The following is a 24,290-nucleotide window of genomic DNA, read 5'->3' as shown; positions in this document are numbered from 1 at the left end:
TCCGCGGGGGGGCTGGGCCCCCGGGGGGCCCCCCCGCCCGGGGTGGGTTGGTGGGCACGGGGGCGTGTGGGGCCCGGGGGGGGGGCGGGGGGGCCCACCCCCCCCCCCGCCCGCCGTCGTACCGGCCCGGCCCCGGAGGGCCGGGCTCCGGTCTCATGCCGCCGAAGGCTGCCACGCCTCCTGGAACCGGCGGCGGGCCCGGAAGAGACGGGAGCGGACGGTGCCCACGGGCAGCGCGAGCACCTCGGCCATCTCCTCCTCGTTGAGCCCGTAGGCACGCAGGGTGAGGACCTGCCGGTGCGCCTGGGACAGACGCTCCAGCACGTCGCTGATGTGCACCGCGTCCAGGGGGTTGGTCTCCTCCTGCGAGTCCACCTCGGAGCAGCAGCTCTCCGAGCCGTAGCGCTTGGCGGTGCGCACGGCCTCGCGAACCGTCACCGAGCGCACCCAACCGTAGAACGCCGCCGGTTCGCGCAGGGAACCCAGGCCGCGGTAGACGGCGAGCAGTGCCTCCTGCGTGGCGTCGGCCCCGTCGTCGTGGGTGATGGACCTGCAGATGCGCGCCACGTACGGCGTGATGGCGGTCAGCAGATGGTTCATCGCGTGCTCGTCGCCCGCCTGGGCTCGGGGGAGCAGCGTCAGGGGAGAGGGGAGTTCGCTGACGGTCGTCATGACGGACTGAGGTTCCTTACACAGCCGGGCGGGCGGGGGGTGGGGGCGGACGGGCCGTGCTCAGCCGGTGGCGGCCCGGGCGGTCTCCGGTTCCGCCGCGTCCGCGAAGCGCAGCAGCCCGGCCCGCACGTCGTCGCGGAACTCCCGCATGAAGGACGGGCTGTAACAGGCGGTGTGGTGCGGGAACTCGATGGAGAGCCGGCCCTCGAAGGAGACGACGCACGCCATCACCGGGCTGCGTCCCGCCTGCGGGAAGTAGTGCTCGCGGGCCGGCACCAGCCGCACGTCGACCGCACGCAGCCCCTCCGGCAGCCGCGGGCCGGGGACCACGCCCATGTTGGTGGCGATCACCGTGGCCAGTTGCAGCAGGGGGTTGCGGGGGATCTCCGGCGTGATGCGCATCTCGTGGAAGTGGTCGCCGCGGGAGAGGAAGTCGCCCAGGCGGGCGTGCACGGCCCGGGCCAGCTCCAGCGGCTCCGAGGCCACGGACACGTCCAGGGTCTGCAGGTGCGTGGTGACCGCCGGGACCAGGGCGGACACGGGCACCGGCGGGGACAGCCGGGAGCGCAGGTCGACGGGGGAGAGACAGCCCAGGGTGCGCGCCCCTTCGTCCCCGGCCAGCCGCCGCCGGGCCGTGATCAGCAGCGTCGCGGCGATCAGGGCGTGCACGGAGACGCCCGAGGCGCGCGCCGTCCGGCGCAGTCGTGAGGTGAGCTCCGGTTCCAGGGTCAGCCTGCGCACCTCGATGTGCCCGTCCGGGCCGGTCGCGCCGTCGACGGCGGCGTCGTACGGGACGAGTTCCACCGGGTGCCGGCGTATCGCGTCCAGACGGCCGTCGAGGTACTTAGCCGTGTCGGCGTCGTCGGCCGGGGGCAGCAGCCGGCTCACCGGCTCGGGCCACTGCGGCAGGCCGTCCTCGGCGGCGCCGGCCGTGGACTCGCCGGCCGTGGACTCGCCGTCGACCAGGGCCCGGTAGCGGTCCCACAGTGCGTTGTGCAGGGCGATGCTGCTGTGGCCGTCGGTGATGGTGTGGTCCACCACCAGCACGAACAGGTGGCTCTGCCCGTCCGGAGCGCTGACCAGGACGGCACGGCTCAGCGGGCCCCCGACCGGCAGCGGCCTGTTCAGCTCCGCCGCGTAGGCCCCGTCGGGGTCGCCGGTACGGGTGAGCAGCCGGGGCCGCTCATCCGCACCGAGGACGCGCAGCACATGGCCCGCGCCGTCCTGCTCGATGCGGGAGCGCAGCGGCGGGTTCGCCTCCGTCGTGGCATCGAACGCGGCCGTCAGTGCCGCGACGTCCACGGGTCCGCGCAGGGTGCAGGACAGCACGGCCCTGCTTCTCTGGCCCACGTACAGTGTCTCGACCGGGCACAGCACACGGTGCATGCCGTCAGCCTTCTTTCCGTCGTTCGTTCCGGACGTCCACGGCCCCGGGACATCTCGGCCACCGCGGCGGTCCGCGGGGAGGTCGGGGCCTTTCGAGAGTGCACGGGCGACCGCGGCCGAATCCAGCCGAGAGCGCGGCACGCGGGAAAGTCGCGTGTTTTCCCTAGAAGTTGACGCGCGGCACACACTCCCCGGCCTCCTGAAATTCAGGGAAACCCTTGAATCTAAGCCCGCGAGCCCGGTTCACCTTGACTCCGCAGATCCCGGTGGACCACCGTGCTGTGCCGTGAAACCGGGGCAGGTGAGGTGATCCCCCTGCCCTCGGCGTGCGGCCTCCTTCCCCGCCCTGCGGGCTGGCCCGGCGCGTAGCCACCGGCCGCACGGGGACGGCCGCACCCGTCCGATCCGGCCGGGCCTTCGCCGTCCGGGACATTACGGCTTGCCACGTGAGGGTTGTGCTATGTCACTCCAGGAGGACGCACGTCGACCGCTGTCCGGGGCCCAGGAGGGCCTCTGGTACGCGGGACGGCTCGCACCGGACAGCGCCGCGTACAACACCGCGGAGGCCGTGGAGATCCACGGGCCCCTCGACATCGCCCTGTTCGAGACCGCGCTGCGGCGCACCGTCGCCGAGGCCGACACCTTCGCCCTGCGTTTCACCGACACCGACGACGGCCCCCGCTGCCACCCGGCGCCGGACGCGGACGACTGGCCCCTGCACCGGGTGGACGTCGGCGGCGCCCCCGACCCCGAGGCCGCCGCCTGGGCCCACGTCCGCGCCGAACTCGCCACCTCCGTGGACCTGGAGAAGGGCCCGCTGTTCGCGCACACCCTGCTGACCCTCGCCCCCGACCGGCACCTGTGGCTGCTGAGGGCCCATCACCTGCTGCTCGACGGCTACAGCTACAAGCTCCTCGGACGCCGCCTCGCCGAGACGTACAACGCCCTGGCCGAGGGACGGGAACCGGAGCCCTGCGGCTTCGCGCCCGTGAGCCGCCTCCAGGAGGAGGAGACGGCCTACCGCGCCTCCGAGCGGTACGCCCGCGACCGCGACCACTGGGCGCGGCGCCTGGCCGGTCTGCCGGAGCCCGCCCGGCTCACCTCCCGCACCGCGGCGCCCACCGCGCCCTTCCTGCGCCGCACCGCCGAGCTGACGCCCGCCGAGACCGACGCCCTCGACGCCGCCGCGGCCCGCCTCGGAGTCCGGCGCACCGACCTGCTGACCGCGGCCACCGCCGCCTACCTGCACCGCATGACCGGCGCCGGCGACCTGGTGCTGGGCCTGGCCACCATGAGCCGTCTCGGCGGTGCCGCCCTGCGCACCCCCGGCACCGCCTCCGACGTCCTGCCGCTGCGGGTGGCCGCCGACCCCGGCACCCCCGTCGCGGACCTGGCCGGGGCCGTCGCCGGTGAACTGGAGGCCCTGCGCCGCCACCAGCGCTACCGGGGCGAGTTCCTCCGGCGCGACCTGGGCCTGCTGGGCACCGGGCGCCGGCTGTACGGGCCGGTGCTCAACATCGTGCCGTTCGACGAGTCCCCCGTCTTCGGCGGGCACCCCACCACCTGGCACCACCTGTCCGGCGGGGCCGTCGACGACCTCCAGATCTCCGTGCGCCCCGGCGCCCGGCCGGGCGGACTGTGGCTCGCCTTCGACGCCAACCCCGCCCTGTACGAGGACGACGAACTCACCCTGCACCGCGACCGGTTCCTCGCCCTGCTGCGCCGCCTGACCGAGGCGGAGCCGACGACGCCGCTGGGCGATCTGGACCTCCTGCTGCCGGGCGAACACCCCCGCGACACGCCCGTGCGCACCTTCCCGGCCGAGCGGACCCTCACGGAACTGTTCGAGGAGCGGGCGGCGGCCGGGCCCGACCGGACCGCCGTCGGCTGCGGGGACGAACGGCTCACGTACGCCGAGCTCAACGCCGAGGCCAACCGGCTCGCCCGGCTGCTGACGACACACGGCGCGGGCCCCGGCCGGGTGGTGGCGCTCGCCCTGGAGCGGGGCATACGGCTGCTGCCCGCCCTGCTGGCCGTGCTCAAGACCGGCGCCGCCTACCTGCCCCTGGACCCGGGCCAGCCGGCCGAGCGGCTGCGGCTGGTCGTCGAGGACGCCGCCCCCGTCGTCCTCGTCACCGAGCGCGCCCACGCCCACCTCGCCCAGGACGCCGTCCCCGCCGTGCTGCTGGACGATCCGCAGGTGGCCGCGGACCTCGCCGGGCGCTCGGACGCCGACGTGACCGACGCCGAACGGCACGGCCCCGTCAGCCCGTCCGACACCGCGTACATCATCCACACCTCCGGCTCCACCGGCCGCCCCAAGGGCGTGCCCGTGCCGCACGCCAACGTCGTACGCCTCTTCGCCGCCGCGGCCGAGCACTTCGACTTCGGCGCCGACGACGTGTGGACGCTGTTCCACTCCTACGCCTTCGACTTCTCCGTGTGGGAGATCTGGGGCGCCCTGCTGCACGGCGGCCGGATCGTCGTCGTGCCGTACGCCGTCAGCCGCTCGCCGCGCGACTTCCTGCGCCTGCTGCACCACGAGGGCGTGACCGTCCTCAACCAGACACCCTCCGCGTTCGAGCAGCTCGTCGACGCCGACCTCGAACACGGCGGTGACACCGGCGCGTTGCGCTACGTCGTGTTCGGCGGGGAGGCCCTGCGCCCGGCCCGGCTGCGGCCCTGGGCCGACCGGCACGGCCTGGACCACCCGGCGCTGGTGAACATGTACGGCATCACCGAGACCACCGTGCACGTCACCCACCACCGCCTCACCCGGGCCGATCTGGACGACCCGCGCCGCGGCAGCGTCGTCGGCACCCCGCTCGCCGACCTCCGCGTCCACCTGCTGGACGCCGGAGGACGCCCGGTGCCGCCCGGCGCGACGGGGGAGATGTACGTCTCCGGCGCCGGCGTCGCCCCCGGATACCTGAACCGGCCCGAGCAGACCGCCGAACGCTTCGCCGACGACCCCTGGGGTCCGCCCGGCACCCGCATGTACCGCTCGGGTGACCTGGCCCGGCGCCGCCCCGACGGCACCCTGGACTACCTCGGCCGCGCCGACGCCCAGATACAGCTGCGCGGCTTCCGCGTCGAGCCCGGCGAGATCGAGGCCGTCCTCGCCGCCCACCCGGGCGTCGCCCGCGCCGCCGTCGTGCCCCGCCGCGCCGCGAACGGCGCCCTGCACCTCGTCGCCTACACCGTTCCCTCCGGCGACGCCCCGGCGGGCCCGGCCGACCTGCGCGCCCATGCCGCCGCGCACCTGCCCGAGCACATGGTCCCGGCCGCCTGCGTCCCCGTGGACGCCCTGCCGCTGACCGCCAACGGCAAGCTCGACGTGCAGGCCCTGCCCGACCCCGACTTCACCGCCGCCGCGTCCGGCACCCGCCCCACCACACCGCAACAGGCCCTGGTGTGCGCCCTGTTCGAGGACGTGCTGAAACTGCCGCGGGACACGGTGGGCGTGGACGCCGGCTTCTTCGACCTGGGCGGCGACTCCCTGCTCGCCACCCGGCTGCTGGCCCGCCTGCGGCACGAGACCGGCGCCGAGGTCCCCATCACCGCCCTGTTCGAGACGCCGACCCCGGCCGCCCTCGCGGAGCGGCTCGCCGTGCAGGCGGACGGCGCCCTGCCCCGGCCGGCCCTCGGGGCGGCCGAGCGCCCGCAGCGGGTTCCGCTGTCCTTCGCGCAGGAACGCATGTGGTTCCTGAACCGGCTCGACGAGGGCGCGGCCACCTACAACATCCCGCTCCTCGTCCCGGCCGGGACCGGCCTCGACACCGAGGCGCTCCGCGCCGCCCTCGGCGACCTGGCCGACCGCCACGAGAGCCTGCGGACGGTGATCGCCGAGCACGACGGGGTGCCGTACCAGCGGATCCTGGCGCCGGGGGAGCTGCGGCCGGTGCTGCGGCACGTCGAGTGCCCCGCCGCGGAGACCGCCGCGCATGTCACCACCGCGCTGCGGCACCGCTTCGACCTGACCGCCGAAAGCCCCCTCGCGGCCTGGCTGCTGGGCACCGGCACCGAGCGGGTCCTGCTGTTCGTCCTGCACCACAGCGCCGCCGACGGCTGGTCGCTCGGCCCCTTCGCCGCCGACCTGAGCGCCGCCTACGCCGCCCGCCGGGCCGGACGGGCACCCGACTGGACCCCGCTCGCGACGCAGTACGCCGACTACGCGCTGTGGCAGCGCGCCCTGCTGGCCCCCGGCCCGGACGGGCCGGGCCGGCTGGAGCGGCTCACCGCCCACTGGCGCACCGCGCTGGACGGCCTGCCCGAGGAGTGCACCCTGCCCGGCGACCGGCCGCGTCCCCGCGCGCCGCGCGGCGGTGGCGCGCACGTCGAGGCCACCGTCGACGCCGCCTTGCACCGCGACCTGCTGCGCCTGGCCGACCGCGAGGGCGCCAGCCTGTTCATGGTGCTGCACGCCGCCGTCAGCGCCCTGCTCACCCGCTGCGGCGCAGGCGAGGACATCGTCCTCGGCACCCCCGTCGCGGGCCGCACCGAACCCGGCCTCGACCCCCTGATCGGCCTGATCACCAACACGCTGGTGCTGCGCGCCGACACCTCGGGCGACCCCGCCTTCCGTGACCTCCTCGGCCGGCTGCGCACCGCCGACCTGGCCGCCCTCGACCACCAGGACCTGCCCTTCGACCGGCTGGTGGAGGACCTCAACCCGCCCCGCACGCCCGGTAGGCACCCCCTGTTCCAGGTGATGCTGGCCCTGCAGAACAACGCGCCCGCCGTCCTCGAACTCGACGGCGACCGCACCCCGTTGCGGCCCACTGCCACGGGCACCGCCAAGTTCGACCTCTTCGTGGACGTCCTGGAGAACCACGACCCCGAGGGCGTCCCCGACGGTCTGACCCTGCACGTCGAGTACGCCACCGACCTCTACGACGCGGGCACCGCCGAGGCGTTCGCCCGCGCGCTGCACGACGTCCTGCGCACCGTCGGCGCGAATCCCGCCGCCCGCCTCGGGGACCTGCCCGCGCTCCCGGAGCGCACCCCCGCCCCGGCCGCCACCGACCCGGCGGACCTGGCCGACGCGGCCCTGTCCGTGCCGGGCATCCGCGACGCCCACGCCCTGCCCGGCAGCGGTGACGCCCCGACGCGCCTGTACGTGGTGCCCGGGCGGCCGGACGCCGCCGAACGCGTCGAGGACCTCCTGGACCGCACGGGCCACGGCACCGTCCGCGTCACCGCGGTCAACGCACTGCCCCGAGCCGAGGACGGCACCGTCGACGCAACGGCGCTGCGCGCCCTGCCCGCCGTCGACCGTGCGGCCGCCGGACGGTGGCGGGAGCGGCTGGCCCAGGTGGCCGGCGTCACCACGGCCGAGGTGACCCTCGAGAACGCTCCCGAGGAGCTGGAGCGCCGCCACACCGGCCTGCCCGAGCGCACCACGGCGGCGGCCCCCGCCGCCCGCGCCGGATCGGCCTCCGCCGTCCCGGCCGTCAGCGAGGGCCCCGCCCTCACCGAACCGTCCGTGCCGAGCTGGGCCGAGGCGCTGCGCCGCGCCGCGGCACGGGACCGCGGTGACATCGTCCACGTCCACGCCGACGGCAGCGAACACCGGCGCACCTACGCCTCCCTGATCCCCGAGGCCTCCCGCGTCCTGGCCGGGCTGCGCCGGTCCGGCCTGCGCCCCGGCGACCAGGTCATCCTCCAGTGCGACGCCACCGAGGACTTCCTGGCCGTGCTGTGGGGCTGCGTCCTCGGCGGCTTCGTCGCCGTCCCGCTGACCGTGCCCGCCTCCTACGACACGCCCTCGGCGGCGCTGACCAAGCTGGAGGGCATCTGGCGGATGCTCGGCCGGCCCTGGATCGTGTGCTCCGCGGGCCGCGAGGCCGGGCTGCGCGCGGTCGCCGCCCGGCAGGACTGGCCCGGGCCGCGCATAACCACCGCCGACGCGCTGCGCGAGGCGCCCGAGGACCACGACTGGCACCCCGCCGGGCCCGACGACCTGATGCTGATGCTGATGACGTCCGGCAGCACCGGCCTGCCCAAGGCGGTGCGGCTCACCCACCGCAACGTGCTGACCCGCTCGGCGGCCACCGAGCAGATGAACGGGCTCGGCTCGGACGACGTCTCCCTGAACTGGATCCCGCTCGACCACGTCACCGGCGTGGTGATGTTCCACCTGCGCGACGTGTACCTGGGCTGCCGCCAGATCCACGCCCCCACCCCCTGGATCCTGCAGGACCCGCTGCGCTGGATGGACCTCGCCGACCGGCACCGGGTGACCGTCACCTGGGCGCCCAACTTCGCCTTCGGGCTCCTCGCCGAGCAGTCCCACCGCTTCACCGGCCGGGCCTGGGACCTGTCGCCGATGCGGCTGGTGATGAACGCCGGCGAGGTCGTCGTCGCCTCGGCCGCCCGCCGGTTCCTGCACACCCTCAAGCCCTTCGGCCTGCCCCAGGACGTGATGCACCCCGGCTGGGGCATGTCGGAGACCTGCTCCGTGGTCACCGACGCCGTCCTGCGCTGCGAACCCGTCCCGGACGAGGGGACGTTCGTGAGCTGCGGCCTGCCCTACCCGGGCTTCGCCATGCGGATCGTCGACGAGCAGGGCACGGTCCTCACCGAGGGCGAGGCGGGCCGCTTCCAGGTGCGCGGCACCTCGGTGACCGGCGGCTACCACGACAACCCGGCAGCCAACGCCGAGGCGTTCACCGACGACGGCTGGTTCGACACCGGCGACCTGGCGTTCCTGCGCGACGGCGAGCTGTACATCACCGGCCGCGCCAAGGACGTCATCATCGTCAACGGCGTCAACCACTACAGCCACGAGATCGAGGCCTGCGTCGAGGAACTGCCGTACGCGGAGCGGAGTTTCACCGCCGCCGTCGCCGTGCGCACCGACCCCTCCTCACCCACCGACGAACTCGCCCTGTTCCTGCACCTCACCCCGGAAGCCGCCGCCGACCCGGCCGCCGCCCTGCGCGAGATCGCCGGCAAGGTCACCCGGGAGATCGGCGTCAGCCCGGCCTTCCTCGTCCCCGTGGCGCAGGACGCCGTCCCCAAGACCGAGATCGGCAAGATCCAGCGCACCAAGCTGCGCAAGAGCTTCGAGGCGGGCGACTTCGACGACGAGGTGCGCCGCACCCAGATGCTGCTGGGCACCGCGGCCACCGTCCCCGACTGGTTCCTGCGACCGGTGTGGCAGCGGGCCGCACGCCCCGAGGCCCGCGCCGCCACGCCCGGCCGGCACACCCTCGTGCTGGCGGGCGGCGACCCCGGCACCGGCACCCTCGCGCAGCGGCTCGCCGACGCGCTGCGCTCCGCCGGAGGCCTGTGCACGGTGGTCGGCGAGGGAACCGCGTACACCCGGATCGACGCCGCGCACCACCGCGTACGGCCTACCGAGGAGTCCGACCACGCCGAGCTGCTGAGCCGGCTGGAGGAGGACCAGCGGCCCGTCGACGCCGTCCTGCACCTCGCTGGACTGCGCGGCACGGGCGGCGCACCGGCGGCGCCGGACGACACCACGGGCGCGGAGCAACTGCTCGCGTTCGCCCGGGCCCTGGCCGCCCGGCCCGGTCCGCGGCGCCCCGTCGACCTCGTGTACGTCACGGCGGGCGCCCAGGCCGTGCTCCCGGGCGAACACCCCGCCCCGGCCCACGCCATGGCGGGAGCCCTCCTGAAGTCGCTGGCCGAGGAGCTGGGCGGATTGCGCGGCACCCACCTCGACCTCCCCCCGGACGGCGGCACGGACCCGCTGGCCCTGCTGACGGCCGAGGCGACGGTCACCGCGGACGGCGTGGAGGTGGCCTACCGCGACGGACACCGGTACGTACGCCGCCTCGAAGCCCTGCCCGAGACCGCGTCCCGCGCCGGGCAGCCGGCACAGGACGGCTTCACGCTGCTCACCGGAGGACTCGGCGGCGTCGGCGCCGAGCTCGCCGCCCACCTGCTGCGCACCCCCGGCACCCGGCTGCTCGTCGTCGGACGCACACCGCAGGACGAGGCCGCCGCCCTGCCGCGGCTGCGCGAACGGGGCGAGGTCCGCTACGCCCGCGCCGACGTCACCGACGAAGCCGGGATGCGGGCCGCGGTCGAGGCCGCCACCGAGGCGTGGGGCGTGCCCCTGACGTCGGTGCTGCACCTGGCCGGGACGCTCGTGGAACGGCCCGTGGGCGAACTGGACGCCACCACCTGGCGCCGGGCGCTGGCGGCGAAGGCGCGCGGCGCGTGGACGCTGCACCGGCTCACCGCCGACCACCCGGTCGCCTCCTTCGTCACCTTCTCCTCGGTGAACGGCTTCTTCGGCGGCGCCATGAACGCCGCCTACGCCGCCGCCAACGCCTACCTGGACGCCCTCGCCGTGTACCGCCGCAGCCTCGGCCTGCCCGCGCAGTCGCTGGCCTGGAGCATGTGGCGCGAGCGCGGCATGAGCCGCGGCTACGGCCTCACCGCGCTCACCGAGGCCCGGGGCTACCGGCTGCTCGACACCCCGGCCGCACTGCGCTCGTTCGACCTGGCCCGCACCCTGGACGAGCCGCACCTGCTGATCGGCGCCGACCGCACCGCGCCCTGGGTCCGCAGCCACGTCACGGCCCCCGTGCGCCAGACCCGGCGCCTGGCCGCGCGCGTCGGCCTGGAGGACGGCACCGACCTGGGCGCCCTGTACCGGGTCGCGGCCGACAGTGCCCGCGCGGCCGGCCTGTCCGACGCCTGGACGCTGCGCTCGGCGGGCACGAGCACCCGCCCGGACGGGACGGAGGCGGAAGAGGACCGGCGGCGGCTGGAGAGCCGGCTCGCCGAGGTGTGGCGCGGCGTCCTGGACCGCGACCGGGTCGGCCGGGACGACAACTTCTTCGACCTGGGCGGCAACTCGCTGCTCCTGGTCACCGCGCAGACCGCCGTCAACCGGGCCTTCGGCACCGAGCTGTCGGTCGTCGACCTGTTCGCGCACCCCACCGTCCGGGACCTGGCCCGCCACCTCGCGCAGCGCGGCGCCACCACCCCCGCGGCGGCCACCGCGCCCTCGCCCGGCCAGGCACCGGCCGAACCGCCCCGCAGCGGCCTGGACCGTGCCAAGGAGCAGGCACAGCGCCAGCGCGCCGCCCGCGCCCGCCGTACCGCACGGCACGGAAAGGACCGGGGCCGTGCGTGACGGGACGGACACCACACGGCACACCACCGAACCGGGAGAGGACGAGGCACACGCCGTGCACGACACCACCGCACCCCACGACGAGGAGTTCGCCGAGTTCCCGGCCGTCGCCGTCATCGGCATGGCCGGCCGCTTCCCCGGCGCCGACGACCTCGACGCCTTCTGGGAGAACCTCGCGGCCGGCCGGGAGTCCGTCCGGCCCGTCGCCGACGAGGAGTTCCTCGCGGCGGGCGGCGACCCGCGCGACCTGGACGACCCGGCCCTGATCCGGATGGCGTCGGTCGTCGAGGGCATCGACCGCTTCGACTCCGGCTTCTTCGGCTACAGCCCCGCCGAGGCCGCCGTCGTCGACCCGCAGCAGCGGCTGCTGCTCGAAGTGGCCTACCACGCCCTGGAGGACGCCGGCTGCCTCGGCGGCGACCGGGCGGGCGAGGCGTTCGGCGTCTACGCGGGGGCGGGCGACAGCCGGTACTACCCGGCCCACGTCCACCCCCGCTACGCCGGGCAGCCCGGCTCGGTGGAACTCGTCCACGCGGCCACCGCCAACTCTTTGGGCACCCTCGCCACCCGCGTCTCCTACGAACTCGGCCTCACCGGCCCGAGCGTGTCCCTGCAGACGGCCTGCTCCACCGCCCTGGTCGCCGTGCACACCGCCTGCCAGGACCTGCTGGACCACCGCTGCGACACCGCGCTCGCCGCCGCCGTCTCCCTCAACCCCTCCGCCGTGCTCGGCTACCGGCACGTGCCCGACGGCCCGTTCTCGCCCGACGGCCACTGCCGTGCCTTCGCCGCCGACGCCGCCGGCACCTCCTCCGGCGACGGCGTGGGCGCCGTCGTGCTCAAACGGCTGGAGGACGCCCTCGCCGACGGCGACCGCATCCGCGCCGTCATCCGCGGCAGCGCCGTCAACAACGACGGCCGCCGCAAGGTCGGCTTCAGCGCGCCCAGCGCCGCCGGACAGACCGAGGTGATCCTCGCCGCCCAGGCCCAGGCGGAGGTCGACGCCGGCACGATCGGCCTGATCGAGGCGCACGGCACCGCCACCAAGCTCGGCGACCCGATCGAGGTGTCCGCCCTGACGGAGGCGTTCCGGCACAGCACCCCGCGGACCGGGTTCTGCGCGCTCGGCTCGGTCAAGACCAACATCGGCCACCTGGGTGCCGCCGCCGGCATCGCCGGGCTCATCAAGGCCGTCCTGGCCCTGGAACACCGGCAGATCCCGCCGAGCCTGCACTTCGACCGGCCCAACCCGCTGATCGACTTCGACAGCAGCCCCTTCCGCGTGCCCACCGCCCTGGAGGAGTGGCCCGAGGGGGAGCACCCGCGCCGGGCCGCCGTCAGCGCCTTCGGCATCGGCGGCACCAACGCCCACGTCATCCTGGAGGAGGCACCGCCCACCGCGCCCGCCGCACCGCGCCCGCCCGAGGACGAGCGCCGCCTGGTGCTGCCGCTGTCCGCCCGGACCGCCGGAGCCCTGCGCGGCCAGGCCGAGGCACTCGCCCGGCACCTCGAACGCCGGCCCGGCCTGCGCCTGGACGACGTGGCCCACTCCCTGCGCACCGACCGGCCCGCACTGCGCCACCGGCTCACCGTCACGGCCGCCTCCCGCGAGGAGGCCCTCGACGCGCTGCGCTCCGCGGCCCCCGCCACCCCGCCGGTCTCCGACGACCCGGCCCGCGTGGCGTTCCTGCTGCCCGGCGGCGGCACCCAGTACCCCGGCATGGGCGCGGAGCTGTACCGCGACCACCCCGGCTACCGCGACACCGTCGACGAGTGCGCCCGCATCCTGCGTCCCGTCCTCGGCACCGACCTGCGCACCGCCCTCTTCGAGGAGCGCCACCCCGACGACACCTCCGCGTTCCTCGGGCTCGTCGTCACCGAGTACGCCCTGGCCCGCACCCTCATGGAGTCCGGCGTCCGCCCCGACGCGCTGATCGGCCACTCGCTCGGCGAGTACACGGCCGCCTGCCTGGCCGGCGTCATCGACCTCGAGGACATGCTGCCCCTGGTCACCGAACGCATCCGGCTCATCAGCTCCGCCGGCGGCGCCACGGTCGGCGTCGCCGCCCCGGCCGAGGACGTCCGGCCGCTGCTCGGCGACGACCTGTCCCTGGCCGCCGTCAACGGCCCCGGCGCCTGCACGGTCGCCGGACACCTCGACGCCGTCACCCGCTTCGAGGCCGAACTCGCCCGCCGCGGCGTGCCGTTCCGGCGCCTGCGCATCCCCGTCGCCGCCCACTCGCACGTCCTCGACCCGGTCCTGCCGGCCTACGAGAGCCATCTGCGCCAGGTCACCCTGCGCCCGCCGCGCATCCCCTACGTCACCAACGTCACCGGCACCTGGATCACCGACGCCCAGGCCACCTCCGTGCGGCACTGGCTCGACCACACCCGCGAGACCGTACGGTTCGCCGACGGCATCACCGCCCTGTGGGACCGGCTGCACCCCGTCCTCGTGGAGATCGGGCCCGGCGACACCCTGACCAAGCTGGCCACCGGCCGGCTCACCGACGCCACGCCGGTGACGGTGACGACCATGCGGCACGCCAAGGCCGAGGCGTCCGACGGCTTCGTCCTCGCCGAGGCCCTGGGACGGCTGTGGAGCGCGGGCGTGGACCACGCCCTGCCCCCGGTGCCGGGAGCGCCGCGCCGGGTGCCGCTGCCTCCCTACGCCTTCGACCGCCGGCGCCACTGGATCGACGCGCCCGGCGCGCGGACGGACCCCGCCGCGCCCGACGACACCCCGGCCACGGCGGGCCCCGGCGCCGGCCTCGCCCCCCGGCCCCGGCTGACCACCGAGCACGTACCGCCCGGCACCGACCGCGAGCGGGAGGTCACCCGGCTCTGGGAGGAGACCCTCGGCATCGGCGGCATCGGCCTGCACGACAACTTCTTCGACCTCGGCGGCGACTCGATGCGGGCCGTGCTGCTGGTGGGCCGGCTGCGCCAGGCCGGTGTCCTCGACGTGCCGGCGGCGACCCTGCTGGCCGCCCCGACCGTGGCCGGGGTTCTCACGGCCGCCGACGAAGCGGAGGGGGGCACCCGGGGGGAGGCCACGACCGCTCTGGGCCCGCTGCTCCCGCTGCGCGCCGAGGGCAGCGCCACACCCCTGTTCTGCGTCCACCCCGGCGCGGGCGTGTCGTGGCGGTACACGGGCCTGCTGCCCCACCTCGGCGGCGACCAGCCCGTCCACGGCATCCAGGCGGCCGGCCTGGACGGCACCACCCCGCCCGCGCCGGACGCCGCCGCCATGGTCGCCCACTACCTCGACCTGGTGCGCCGGGTGCAGCCCCACGGCCCGTACCGCCTGCTCGGCTGGTCCTACGGCGGATTCGTCGCCCACGCCATGGCCTGTGCGCTCCAGCGCGACGGCGAGCAGGTCGAACTCCTCGCCATGCTCGACGCGCCCCAGCCGCACGGCACGGACCACGACCCGGCCGCGGCCGAACGGCAGGTGGCGGCCCTGCTGTCCCGGGTGGCCGGACTCCCCGTCGACCCCGGCACGGCACCCCCGGACGTGGACACCGTCCTGGACCGGATCGACGCCCAGGCCGCGGACGGGGCGGCCGGGTCCCCCGTCACCCGCGCCGAGGCCGCCGCCATCGCCACCGTCATGCGCAACAACCTGCGCATCGCCCCGCAGTTCGCCCCCGGCGTCTTCCACGGTGACGTGCTGTTCTTCAGCGCCGCCCAGGAGGAACCCGCCGGTTCCCCGGCCGACCTGGCGGTGCTGCCCGGCAAGGCCGACAGCTGGCGCCCCTACGTCGACGGCACGCTGCACGACCACCAGGTGCCCTGCGGGCACTACGAGATGACCGAGCCCGAGCCGATCGCCCGCATCGGCGAGGCGGTCGCCAAGGCCCTGCGCGGACTCGACGCCTGAGCCGCCGTCCCCTTCCCCTCCAGCACCCCCGAGCACGCGTTGAGGAGAGCCAGCGTGAGAGCGACCCAGGACCTGTACGAACTCGGCGACGCGCCCGAGATGGGCACCGCCCCGAAGAAGATGTACGCCTCGCTGATCCGCCAGGAGCGTTACGGACAGCCCGTCGACGCCTTCCGGACCGAGGTGGTCGACGTCCCGCCCGTCGGGCGCGGGCAGGTCCTGGTGAAGGTGATGGCCGCCGGGATCAACTACAACAACGTCTGGGCGGCGCTGGGTTCACCGCTCGACGTGATCGCCGCACGGCAGAAGGCGGGCGCCACCGAGGACTTCCACATCGGCGGCTCGGACCTGTCCGGGATCGTCTGGGCGGTCGGCGAGGACGTGCGCGGGGTGAAGCTCGGCGACGAGGTCGTCGTCCTCGCCAACCGCTGGGACGAGAAGGCCGAGGACATCCGCCTCGGCGGCGACCCCACCTGGTCCGCCAGCCAGCGGGTGTGGGGCTACGAGGAGAACTACGGCTCCTTCGCCCAGTTCGCGGTCGTCGACGACTACATGCTCCACCCCAAGCCCGCCCGGCTCTCCTGGGCGGAGGCCGCCTGCTACATGGCGACCGCCGCCACCGCCTACCGCCAGCTCTTCGGCTGGCCCCCGCACACGGTGCGCCCCGGCGACCCGGTGCTGATCTGGGGCGGCGCCGGCGGCCTCGGCTGCATCGCCATCCAGCTCGTCCGGCACGTCGGCGGCATCCCCGTCGCGGTCGTCTCCAGCGAGGAGCGCGGCGAGTTCTGCCTCAAGCTGGGCGCCGAGGGCTTCATCGACCGGCGGCGATTCGACCACTGGGGACGGCTGCCGGACACCTCCGACGAGGCTGCGATGGGCCGCTGGCTCTCGGGTGCCCGCGCCTTCGGGAGGGCCTTCTGGGAGGTGCTGGGGGAGCGGCGCAGCCCGCGCATCGTGCTGGAGCACTCCGGCGCCGACACCATCCCCACGTCGCTGTACCTGTGCGACAACGGCGGGATGGTCGTGCTGTGCGGCGGCACCACCGGCTACAACGGCGACGTCGACCTGCGCTTCCTGTGGATGCGGCAGAAGCGCCTGCAGGGTTCGCACGTCGCCACTGCTCGCGAGGCACGTGAAGTGACCCGCCTGATCGACCAGGGAATCATCGACCCCTGCCTGTCACGCACCTTCGATTTCGATGAAATCGGGCTCGCCCACCAGCTCATCCACGACAACCGGCACCCGGCCGGGAACATGGCCGCCCGCGTGGGCGATCTGGGGTGATTCATCCCCGCTGGGAGGGGTACCTGCGGCGGGGTACGACGTACCCGCACCTCCCGGAGGTACCCCCCATGGGCAAGCTGGGCGACATGATGAACAAGGCCAAGCAGATGGCCAAGGGCCACCCCGACCAGGCGGACAAGGGCGTCTCGGGCGCCGAGCGCATGGTCGACGAGCGGACGGGCGGCAAGTACGACGCCAAGACGGACAAGGCGTCCGACGCGGTGCGGCGTTCCTACCGGGACGACGGCCCGTCGCAGCGCTAGCGCCGACGTGCACGGCTTCCCGCCCCCGGCCTGCCGGGGGCGGGAAACGCCTGTGCAGAGGGTGTTCAGTCGCCGCCTGCGCAGCCGTGGTCGCCGGCCCGGCCGACGACGTGGCTGAACACGCCGGCGGCGCCGACGCGCTCCAGCCGTACCCGCACGGTGCGGGCGAGGCCGGCGCGCGCACCCACCCGCAGGTCGTCCCCGCAGGGTGACGCCCGCAGCTCCCGCAGACTCCGTGCCGGTCCGTCCCGGTGCTCGCCCTCCGCCGCGGCGAGGGCCTTCCACGCCGCCTCCTTGGCGGAGAACAACTCCGTCACCGACCAGGCCGCACCTCCACCGCACGCGTCCCCGTCGCCGCCGAGCAGCGCCTCCTCGTCCGCGTGCAGCACCAGTCGGGCGGCACCGCGGGGCAGGGGCCGCAGCTCCAGGTCGCAGCCGAGCGGCAGGTCCCGGCCGGGGCCGCGCGCCACCGCGACGGCGATCCCCTCGCTGTGCGTGATCGACGCGGCCCGGCCCGGCGGGAACACCGGCAGACGCCCCGCCCGGGGGATCTCCCCGCAGTCCAGACCGACCGCGCGCAGGGCCCGACGGGCGGCGCGCCGGCCGGCCAGGAACTCCAGCCGGCGCCGCGACGGCATCGAGGCCGCGGCGGCCGCCTCGGCGGGCCCCGCCGGTTCCGCACCCGGCTCGGAGACGACCGCGACGCCCAGCCCGAACCCGGCGGCGGCGAGCACCGGACGCAGCGCCGCCAGGTCGCGGACCACGGCCGCCAGGAGCTCGTCACCCGCGTGCACCCGTGATGCGGGCCCGCTGCCGCCGGCGTGGCGTCGCCGGGCCGAGGCCCCGTCCGTTCCGGTCGTCCGCACCGGCTCTCCCCTGTGTTGTCCGCGCGAGCTCTCCGCCGACGCGGAGTGACCCGGCCACGGCGGCCCGCAGCCGCCCGGAGGTGTCCGCCCCGGAGCGCTCCGGGCCGGCCACGGCGTCTGAAGTCGTGGCCGGCCCGGACCGGGTGGAGGCGGCGGGGCATCGCCGTCCGCCGCCGTGGACGCTCACTGCCGCAGCAGCTTCTTGACGATCTTCCCGGCGGGGTTGCGCGGCACCTGCTCGATGAACTCCACCCGCCGCGGCCGCTTGTACGGCGCGAGCAGCCCCGCGACATGCGCGAGCAGCTCGGCGGTGCCGGGCTGCGCACCCGCCTCCAGGGCGACGTAGGCCAGCGGCACCTCGCCGTAGTCCTCGTCGGGCATCCCGACGACCGCCGCGTCCCGGACCGCCGGGTGGGTCATCAGGGCGCGCTCGATCTCCGAGGGGTAGACGTTCTGGCCCGCGCGGATGATCACGTCCTTGGTGCGGTCCACCAGGCTGATGCGGCCCTCGTCGTCCATGAAGCCGAGGTCGCCCGTCCTGATCCAGCCGTCGAGGGTGATCTCACGGGTGGCCTCCGGGTCGTTCCAGTAGCCCTGCATGACGCCCGGCCCGCGCACCACGATCTCGCCGATCTCGCCGGGCGGGAGCTCCCGGCCGCTTCCGTCCACCGCGCGGGCGGACATGCCCGGCACGACCCGCCCGCACGGGATGCGGGCGGCGACGTCTCCCGGTGCGGGGTGCTCGTCGGGTCCGAGCGTGACGAACGGGCCGCCCACCTCGGTCATGCCGTACACCTGCCGGAAGCCGCAGCCGAGCCGTTCGACCGCCTCGGCGTAGACGTCCAGCGGCATGGGCGCGGCCCCGTAGAGGATCTCCCGCAGGGACGACAGGTCGGTGTGCCGGGACGCCTTGGCCTGCAGCATGAAACGCAGCATCTGCGGCACCAGCCACATGTGCGTGGCGCCGTGCCGCTCCACGGCCGACAGCGCCCGCTGCGGGGTGAAGCCGGGCATCAGCACGACCGTCGCGCCGGCCGCCAGGTAGGTGAGGGACACGACCATGCTGCCGTGGTACAGCGGGCAGCAGTTGACCATGACGATGCCGTCGGTGGGACGGGCCATCACCAGCCAGCCGAGGGCGATGGCCCGGAACGACGCGCTGTCGACGGTGACGCCCTTGGCCTGGCCGGTGGTCGCCGAGGTGTGCAGCACGGCGATCGGGTCGGTGTCGGCGACGTCCGGCAGGTCCCGCTCCGCGGCCAGGGTGCCCAGCGCCGCGAACGCGGGCTTGTCGAAGGCCACCCGGACGCGCACCGAGGACGGCAGGTCGGCGTGCCGGTCCAGCAGCTCCGCCTCACCGAGGACGGCCACCGCGCCCACGCGCTCGACGATCCCGGCGACCTCGGGCTCGGCCAGGCTGTGGTTCAGCGGCACGAACAGCGCGCCGAGCCGGGCCAGCGCGAAGTAGCTCTCCAGGACCTCGATCCGGTCCTTGGAGAGCACGGCGACCCGGTCACCCCGCTCGATGCCCAGCTCCGCCAGACCGTGAGCGAGTTCGATCGTGCGGTCGTGCAACTCCGCCCAGGTGACGCTGCGTTCCTCGTCCACCAGTGCGGTCCGGCCGGGCCGGCACTGGCGGTTGCGCTCCAGCAGCTGCGTCAGCCACATCACGCACCGCCGCTCGCGCCGGCGCCCGCGCGCTCGGCCACGAAACGCTCGTAGTCGCCGATGGTGCGCAGCTCCTCCATGTCCTCGGCGGTGATCTCGACGCCGAGCCGCTGCTCGACCAGGAGGACGAGGCGCACCAGGTCCCCGGAGTCGATGCCGCTGGCGGCCAGGTCGGCGTCGTCGCCGATCCGGTCGGCGTACTCGGTCGTGCCGGTGAGTTCGACCAGCAACTCCCTGATGGTGCTCATGCTTTCCCCTTTCGCCTCGGCGTGCCGGCCGCCGCGCGGTGTACGACTGTCACCCCCTCAAGAGGCGGCTGCGCCCGCTCCCACTCCCCGGGCCGACCCGTGAGCTTTGTCACGCGCCCGAACCTCGCACCCCGTGGATAGCCGGGCCGCACGCCCGGCCTCTTACCGCAACGAAGCAACCCGCTCCGCCCGGTCCGCCCGGGCGGTCCCGAGCGAAGGAGTGATGCGCGTGCCCAGGCAGCCGGTACGGGTCCGGGCCCCGGGACGGTGCCCGCAGCACGGCACCGCCACGTCGGTCGCCGGACGCCCGGGCGGTGCCCGGTGACCGCGCCGACCACCGCCACCGACGAGGACGAACTGCTCGCGCACTTCGACGCGCTCATCGCCGGCGGCGAGACGATCGAACCGCGCGACTGGATGCCCGACGGCTACCGCCGCATGCTGGTCCGCCAGATCGCCCAGCACGCCCACTCCGAGATCATCGGCATGCAGCCGGAGGGCGCCTGGCTGACCCGCGCCCCGTCCCTGCACCGCAAGACGGTCCTGCTCGCCAAGGTCCAGGACGAGGCCGGGCACGGCCTGTACCTGTACTCCGCCGCCGAGACGCTCGGCGTGGACCGCGCCGACCTGCTGGACGCCCTGCACCAGGGCCGGCAGCGCGCCTCGGCCACCTTCAACCACCCCGCGCTGACCTGGGCGGACACCGGAGCCATCGCCTGGCTGACGGACGGCGCCGCCGTCATCAACCAGGCACCCCTGTGCCGCACCTCCTACGGGCCCTACGCCCGGGCGATGCGCCGCGTCTGCCAGGAGGAGGCCTTCCACGTGCGGCAGGGCTACGACCTGATGCGCGCCCTGTGCGAAGGGACGCCGGAGCAGAAGGAGATGGCGCAGGACGCGGTGAACCGCTGGTGGCTGCCGGCGGTGGCGCTGATGTTCGGGCCGCCCGACACCGAGGCGGGCGGCGCCGACGCCCGGACCGCCGCGCTGGGAGCCGCCGTCTCCCGCCGCGCGATGGCCTGGGGCATCAAGCGCCACACCAACGACGAGCTGCGCCAGCGCTTCGTGGACACCTGCGTCCCGCAGGCCGAGCGGCTCGGCCTGACGCTGCCCGACCCGGCGATCCGCTGGAACGAGGAGCGCGGCCACTACGACTTCACGCCCGTCGACTGGGAGACCTACCGCGACGCCCTGGGCGACGACACCCACTGGGCGCGGCAGCGCATCGCGCACCGGCTGGCCGCGCACGAGGACGGCGCCTGGGTCAGGGAGGCCGCCGCCGCGTACGCGGCGCGCACGGACCGGACCGGGGGAGCGGCCGCATGAGCGGGACACAGGAGGGCGCACCGGCGTCCTGGGAGGTGTTCCTGCGGGCCCGCAGGGGCCTGGCCCACCAGCACGTGGGATCGGTGCGCGCCGCCGGACCGGACGCGGCACTGGCCGCCGCCCGCGACCTGTACACGCGCCGCGGCGAGCCCCTGTCGCTGTGGGTGGTCCGCTCCGACGCCGTGCACACGGCCTCCCCGGACGAACGCGACCCGTACTTCGCGGGCGCCCGCCACAAGCCGTACCGCTACCCCGAGCACTACGCGCCGCTGACCGAGAAAGGCCCCGAAGGTGAGCACCACGAGTGACGTCGCGGCGGTGCGCCCCGGCCCCCTGCCGGGCGAGCCGCCGTCGGCCGCCGACCCCGACCTGGCCCGGTACCTGTTGCGCCTGGGCGACGACGCGCTCGTGCTCGGGCAGCGGCTGTGCCAGTGGATCACCCGCGCGCCGACCATCGACGAGGACCTGGCCCTGTCCAACATCGCCCTCGACCTGATCGGCCACGCCCGCGCCCTGCTCACCCGCGCCGGCCTGCTCGACGGAACCGGCCGCACCGAGGACGACCTCGCCTACACGCGCTCGGAACGCGAGTTCACCAACGCCCTGCTGACCGAACTCCCCAACGGGGACTTCGCGGCGACCGTGGCCCGGCAACTGGCCTACACCCACTACGCCGTCCTCCACTACGAGACGCTCGCGCACTGCGCCGACCCCGAACTCGCCGCGTTCGGCGCCCGGGCCGCCAAGGAGGTGGCCTTCCACCGGCTGCACGCGGACCGCTGGACGGTGACGCTGGGCCGCGGCACGGCCGAGAGCGCCCGCCGGATGCAGCACGCCCTGGACCGGGTGTGGCCCTACACCGGCGAGCTCTTCGAGGAGGACGACGTGCTGCGCCGCCTGGCCGCGTCCGGCACCGTGCCCTCACCGGCCGCCCTGCACCCGGCCTGGCTCGACCGGGTCACCGGCGTCGTCACCGAGGCGGGACTGACCGTGCCCGGCCCCGCCTGGTCGGCCACGGGAGGCCGCTCGGGCCTGCACACCGAGGAGTTCGGCCCGCTCATCGCCGAACTGCAGTCGGTGCGGCGGCAGTTCCCCGGGGGCACCTGGTGAGCGGGGCCGCCCCTGCCACGGCCCGCGGCTCCGCCGAGGAGGTGCGCGAGCGGGTGGCCGCGCTGCCGGACCCGGAGCTGCCGGTGATCGGCCTCGGCGACCTCGGCGTGGTGGGCTCCGTCGCCCCGGGCCCCGACGGCGTGCTGGAGGTGGAGATCACCCCCACCTATCTGGGCTGCCCCGCGCTGCCCGAGATCACCGCCGCGATCCGGGACGTCCTGACCGCCTGCGGCCACCCCGACGGCCGTGTCCGGCAGGTCCTCACACCTCCCTGGACGACGGACCGCATCACGCCCGAAGGGCGGCGCGCACTCGCCGCCCACGGCATCGCCCCACCCGTGACCCCGGCCCCCGACAGCCCGGTCCCCGTCGAACTGGGCGCCGTGCCCTGCCCGCACTGCGGCTCACGGGCCACCCGCCCGCACAGCGACTTCGGGCCGTCCCGCTGCCAGTCGGTGCTGTGGTGCACGGCGTGCCGCGAGCCCTTCCCCCATCTGACCGCGCTGTGAGGCACACCGTGAACACCGCTGAGCCCGCCCTCCTCGACGAGGCGCCGGCCGGTCCGCCCCGCCGTACCGGCCGGCACGCGCTCGACGTCACCGAGGTCCGTCACCTGACCGCCGACACGGTGGCCGTCACCCTGCACGTGCCCGCCGCGCTGCGCGAGGTCTTCGCCCACCGCCCCGGCCAGCACGTCGTCGTCCGGCACCACCGCGACGACGGCACCGAACTGCGCCGCAGCTACTCGGTCTGCCCGCCACCGCACGCCCCCGCGGCGCTCCGCCTGGTGATCAGACGGAACGGCCCCGGCGGCTTCGGCGAACACGCCACCACGCGGCTCGCGCCGGGCGCCCGCCTGGAACTCTCCCCACCCACCGGCGCCTTCGCCCTGCCGGAGGTGCCGGGCGCCCACCACGTCCTCCTCGCGGGCGGCACCGGCATCACCCCGCTGGCCCCCATGGCCGCTCACGCGCTGCGCCGGGACCCGGCCTGCCGCGTCAGTCTCGTCCACTCGGTCCGCACCTCGGCCGACGCCGTGCTGGCCGATGAACTGGCCGAGCTGAAGGACGAGTTCGTCGACCGCTTCACCGTCCTGTACGTGCTGACCCGGGAGGACCGGGGCAGCGGCGGCGGCCCGCTCGCGGGGCGGCTGGACGCGTCCGGGGTGGACCGGCTGCTGGCGGCCGTGGACGCCCGTCCGGGGCCGGACACCACGTTCGCCCTGTGCGGCCCGCCCGGCCTGGTCGCCACCGTCCGGAGCGTCCTGGCCGCCCGGGGAACCGACCCGTCGCTCGTCCGCTGGGAGTTGTTCACCACCGACGGCACGCAGCCGGTGCCGCCGGAGCCGGCCGGACGGGCGGCGGGGGCGGGGGAGTACCGCGTCACCGCCCTGCTCGACGGGCGCCGCCGCGCCGCCACCGTCCTGCCGCACGACCCGGTCCTGCTCGACGCGCTCCTGCGCAGCCACCCCGACGTGCCGTACGCCTGCCGGGAGGGCGTGTGCGGCAGTTGCCGCGCCAAGGTCCTGTCCGGACAGGTGACGGCGGACCGCGAGCACGCCCTGGACGAACGGGACCGCGCCGCCGGCTACACCCTGGTCTGCCGCGCCCGGCCCCGCACCCCCGAGATCACCCTCGACTTCGACGCCTGACCCGCACGCCACGCCACCCCTGAGCGAAAGGAACCACGATGACCGCCACCGCCCGCCACGCCGGGAAGACCGCCCTGGTCACCGGAGGCAGCCGCGGCATCGGCAGAGCCATCAGCCGGCGTCTCGCCCGTGAGGGCGCCCTCGTGGCGGTCCACTACGGCCACGACCTGACGGCCGCCGAACGGACCGTCAAGGAGATCGAGGCCGACGGCGGCCGCGCCTTTCCCGTGCACGCCGAACTCGGCGTCCCCGGCGACGCCGACACCCTGTGGTCCGCCTTCGACGAGGCCCTCGCGCAGCACGACGCCCCGGCGGGCCTGGACATCCTCGTCAACAACGCGGGCATCACCGTCCCCCGCACGATCGCCCAGGTCACCGAGGCCGACTACGACCGCGTCTTCGCGATCAACACCAAGGCGCCGTTCTTCATCATCCAGCGCGGCCTGGACCGGCTGCGGGACGGCGGGAGGATCGTCAACATCTCCTCCGTCGCGACGCGCGTCGCCTTCCCCGCGATCGTCTCGTACACCATGACCAAGGCCGCCCTCGACTACCTGACCCTCTCCCTGGCCCAGGAGCTCGGCCCCCGGGGCATCACCGTCAACGCCGTGGCCCCCGGTTACACCGAGACGGAGATCAACCCCACCCTCGCCGTCCCGGAGATCCGCCGCCGCTACTCCGAGGCCTCCACCTTCGGCCGGCTCGGCGACCCCGTCGACATCGCCGACGTCGTCTCCTTCGTCGCGAGCGACGACGCCCGCTGGGTGACCGGCCAGTGGATCGACGCCTCCGGCGGCGCCCACCTCGGTGTGTGACCC

Annotated in this window: 15 protein-coding genes; 10 read left to right on the top strand and 5 right to left on the bottom strand. The window is 75.3% G+C overall.

What is annotated here, in order from left to right:
- Positions 1-153: 153 nt before the first annotated feature.
- Positions 154-672, bottom strand: a complete 519-nt coding sequence (locus tag ACPXCS_RS20865; protein WP_425948033.1) for an RNA polymerase sigma factor — start codon at positions 670-672, stop codon at positions 154-156.
- Between the two features lie 60 nt (positions 673-732).
- Positions 733-2,058, bottom strand: coding sequence for a phthiocerol/phthiodiolone dimycocerosyl transferase family protein (locus ACPXCS_RS20860; protein WP_425948035.1), 1,326 nt, complete (start codon positions 2,056-2,058; stop codon positions 733-735).
- Positions 2,059-2,518: 460 nt separating this feature from the next.
- Between ACPXCS_RS20860 and ACPXCS_RS20855 the strand changes: the two genes are divergently transcribed.
- From ACPXCS_RS20855 to ACPXCS_RS20840, 4 genes are all read left to right on the top strand, one after another.
- Positions 2,519-11,173 (top strand): amino acid adenylation domain-containing protein, encoded by an 8,655-nt coding sequence (locus ACPXCS_RS20855; RefSeq protein ID WP_425948037.1) that lies wholly within the window; start codon positions 2,519-2,521, stop codon positions 11,171-11,173.
- The gene (locus ACPXCS_RS20850; protein ID WP_425948039.1) at positions 11,166-15,056 is read left to right on the top strand and encodes a type I polyketide synthase; all 3,891 of its coding nucleotides are present in this window, start codon (positions 11,166-11,168) and stop codon (positions 15,054-15,056) included. Before ACPXCS_RS20855 ends, ACPXCS_RS20850 begins: the two co-directional genes overlap by 8 nt.
- Before the next feature lie 54 nt (positions 15,057-15,110).
- Positions 15,111-16,340 (top strand): crotonyl-CoA carboxylase/reductase, encoded by a 1,230-nt coding sequence (gene ccrA / locus ACPXCS_RS20845; RefSeq protein ID WP_425948041.1) that lies wholly within the window; start codon positions 15,111-15,113, stop codon positions 16,338-16,340.
- Between the two features lie 68 nt (positions 16,341-16,408).
- Complete coding sequence (locus ACPXCS_RS20840) at positions 16,409-16,603, top strand: antitoxin (protein ID WP_425948043.1); 195 nt, start codon at positions 16,409-16,411, stop codon at positions 16,601-16,603.
- Positions 16,604-16,668: 65 nt separating this feature from the next.
- Here the strand turns inward: ACPXCS_RS20840 and ACPXCS_RS20835 are convergent, their stop codons facing one another.
- The 3 genes from ACPXCS_RS20835 to ACPXCS_RS20825 all read right to left on the bottom strand — a co-directional run bounded on the left by ACPXCS_RS20835 (position 16,669) and on the right by ACPXCS_RS20825 (position 19,385).
- Complete coding sequence (locus tag ACPXCS_RS20835) at positions 16,669-17,469, bottom strand: enterobactin synthetase (protein ID WP_425948045.1); 801 nt, start codon at positions 17,467-17,469, stop codon at positions 16,669-16,671.
- A gap of 183 nt (positions 17,470-17,652) precedes the next feature.
- The gene (locus ACPXCS_RS20830) at positions 17,653-19,137 is read right to left on the bottom strand and encodes a class I adenylate-forming enzyme family protein (protein WP_425948047.1); all 1,485 of its coding nucleotides are present in this window, start codon (positions 19,135-19,137) and stop codon (positions 17,653-17,655) included.
- On the bottom strand, positions 19,137-19,385 hold the full coding sequence (locus tag ACPXCS_RS20825) for an acyl carrier protein (protein WP_425948049.1): 249 nt from the start codon (positions 19,383-19,385) through the stop codon (positions 19,137-19,139). The genes ACPXCS_RS20830 and ACPXCS_RS20825 overlap by 1 nt, the downstream gene beginning before the upstream one ends.
- Positions 19,386-19,706: 321 nt before the next feature.
- Between ACPXCS_RS20825 and paaA the strand changes: the two genes are divergently transcribed.
- From paaA to ACPXCS_RS20795, 6 genes are read left to right on the top strand one after another with little or no spacing between them, the layout of a single operon-like run.
- Positions 19,707-20,711, top strand: a complete 1,005-nt coding sequence (gene paaA / locus ACPXCS_RS20820) for a 1,2-phenylacetyl-CoA epoxidase subunit PaaA (protein ID WP_425948051.1) — start codon at positions 19,707-19,709, stop codon at positions 20,709-20,711.
- On the top strand, positions 20,708-21,019 hold the full coding sequence (gene paaB / locus ACPXCS_RS20815) for a 1,2-phenylacetyl-CoA epoxidase subunit PaaB (protein WP_425948053.1): 312 nt from the start codon (positions 20,708-20,710) through the stop codon (positions 21,017-21,019). Before paaA ends, paaB begins: the two co-directional genes overlap by 4 nt.
- A 10-nt stretch (positions 21,020-21,029) precedes the next feature.
- Positions 21,030-21,821, top strand: coding sequence for a 1,2-phenylacetyl-CoA epoxidase subunit PaaC (gene paaC / locus ACPXCS_RS20810; RefSeq protein WP_425948241.1), 792 nt, complete (start codon positions 21,030-21,032; stop codon positions 21,819-21,821).
- Complete coding sequence (paaD, locus tag ACPXCS_RS20805) at positions 21,818-22,330, top strand: 1,2-phenylacetyl-CoA epoxidase subunit PaaD (protein WP_425948054.1); 513 nt, start codon at positions 21,818-21,820, stop codon at positions 22,328-22,330. The genes paaC and paaD overlap by 4 nt, the downstream gene beginning before the upstream one ends.
- An 8-nt stretch (positions 22,331-22,338) precedes the next feature.
- Positions 22,339-23,472, top strand: coding sequence for a 2Fe-2S iron-sulfur cluster-binding protein (locus ACPXCS_RS20800; RefSeq protein ID WP_425948056.1), 1,134 nt, complete (start codon positions 22,339-22,341; stop codon positions 23,470-23,472).
- A 38-nt stretch (positions 23,473-23,510) separates the two neighbouring features.
- Positions 23,511-24,287, top strand: coding sequence for an SDR family oxidoreductase (locus tag ACPXCS_RS20795; RefSeq protein WP_425948058.1), 777 nt, complete (start codon positions 23,511-23,513; stop codon positions 24,285-24,287).
- The last annotated feature ends 3 nt before the right edge of the window (positions 24,288-24,290 follow it).

This window comes from Streptomyces sp. DT190 (assembly GCF_049846985.1).
GTDB lineage: Bacteria > Actinomycetota > Actinomycetes > Streptomycetales > Streptomycetaceae > Streptomyces.
The sequence above is the reverse complement of the archived record's forward strand: the minus strand, read 5'-3'. Positions and strand labels throughout refer to the sequence as shown.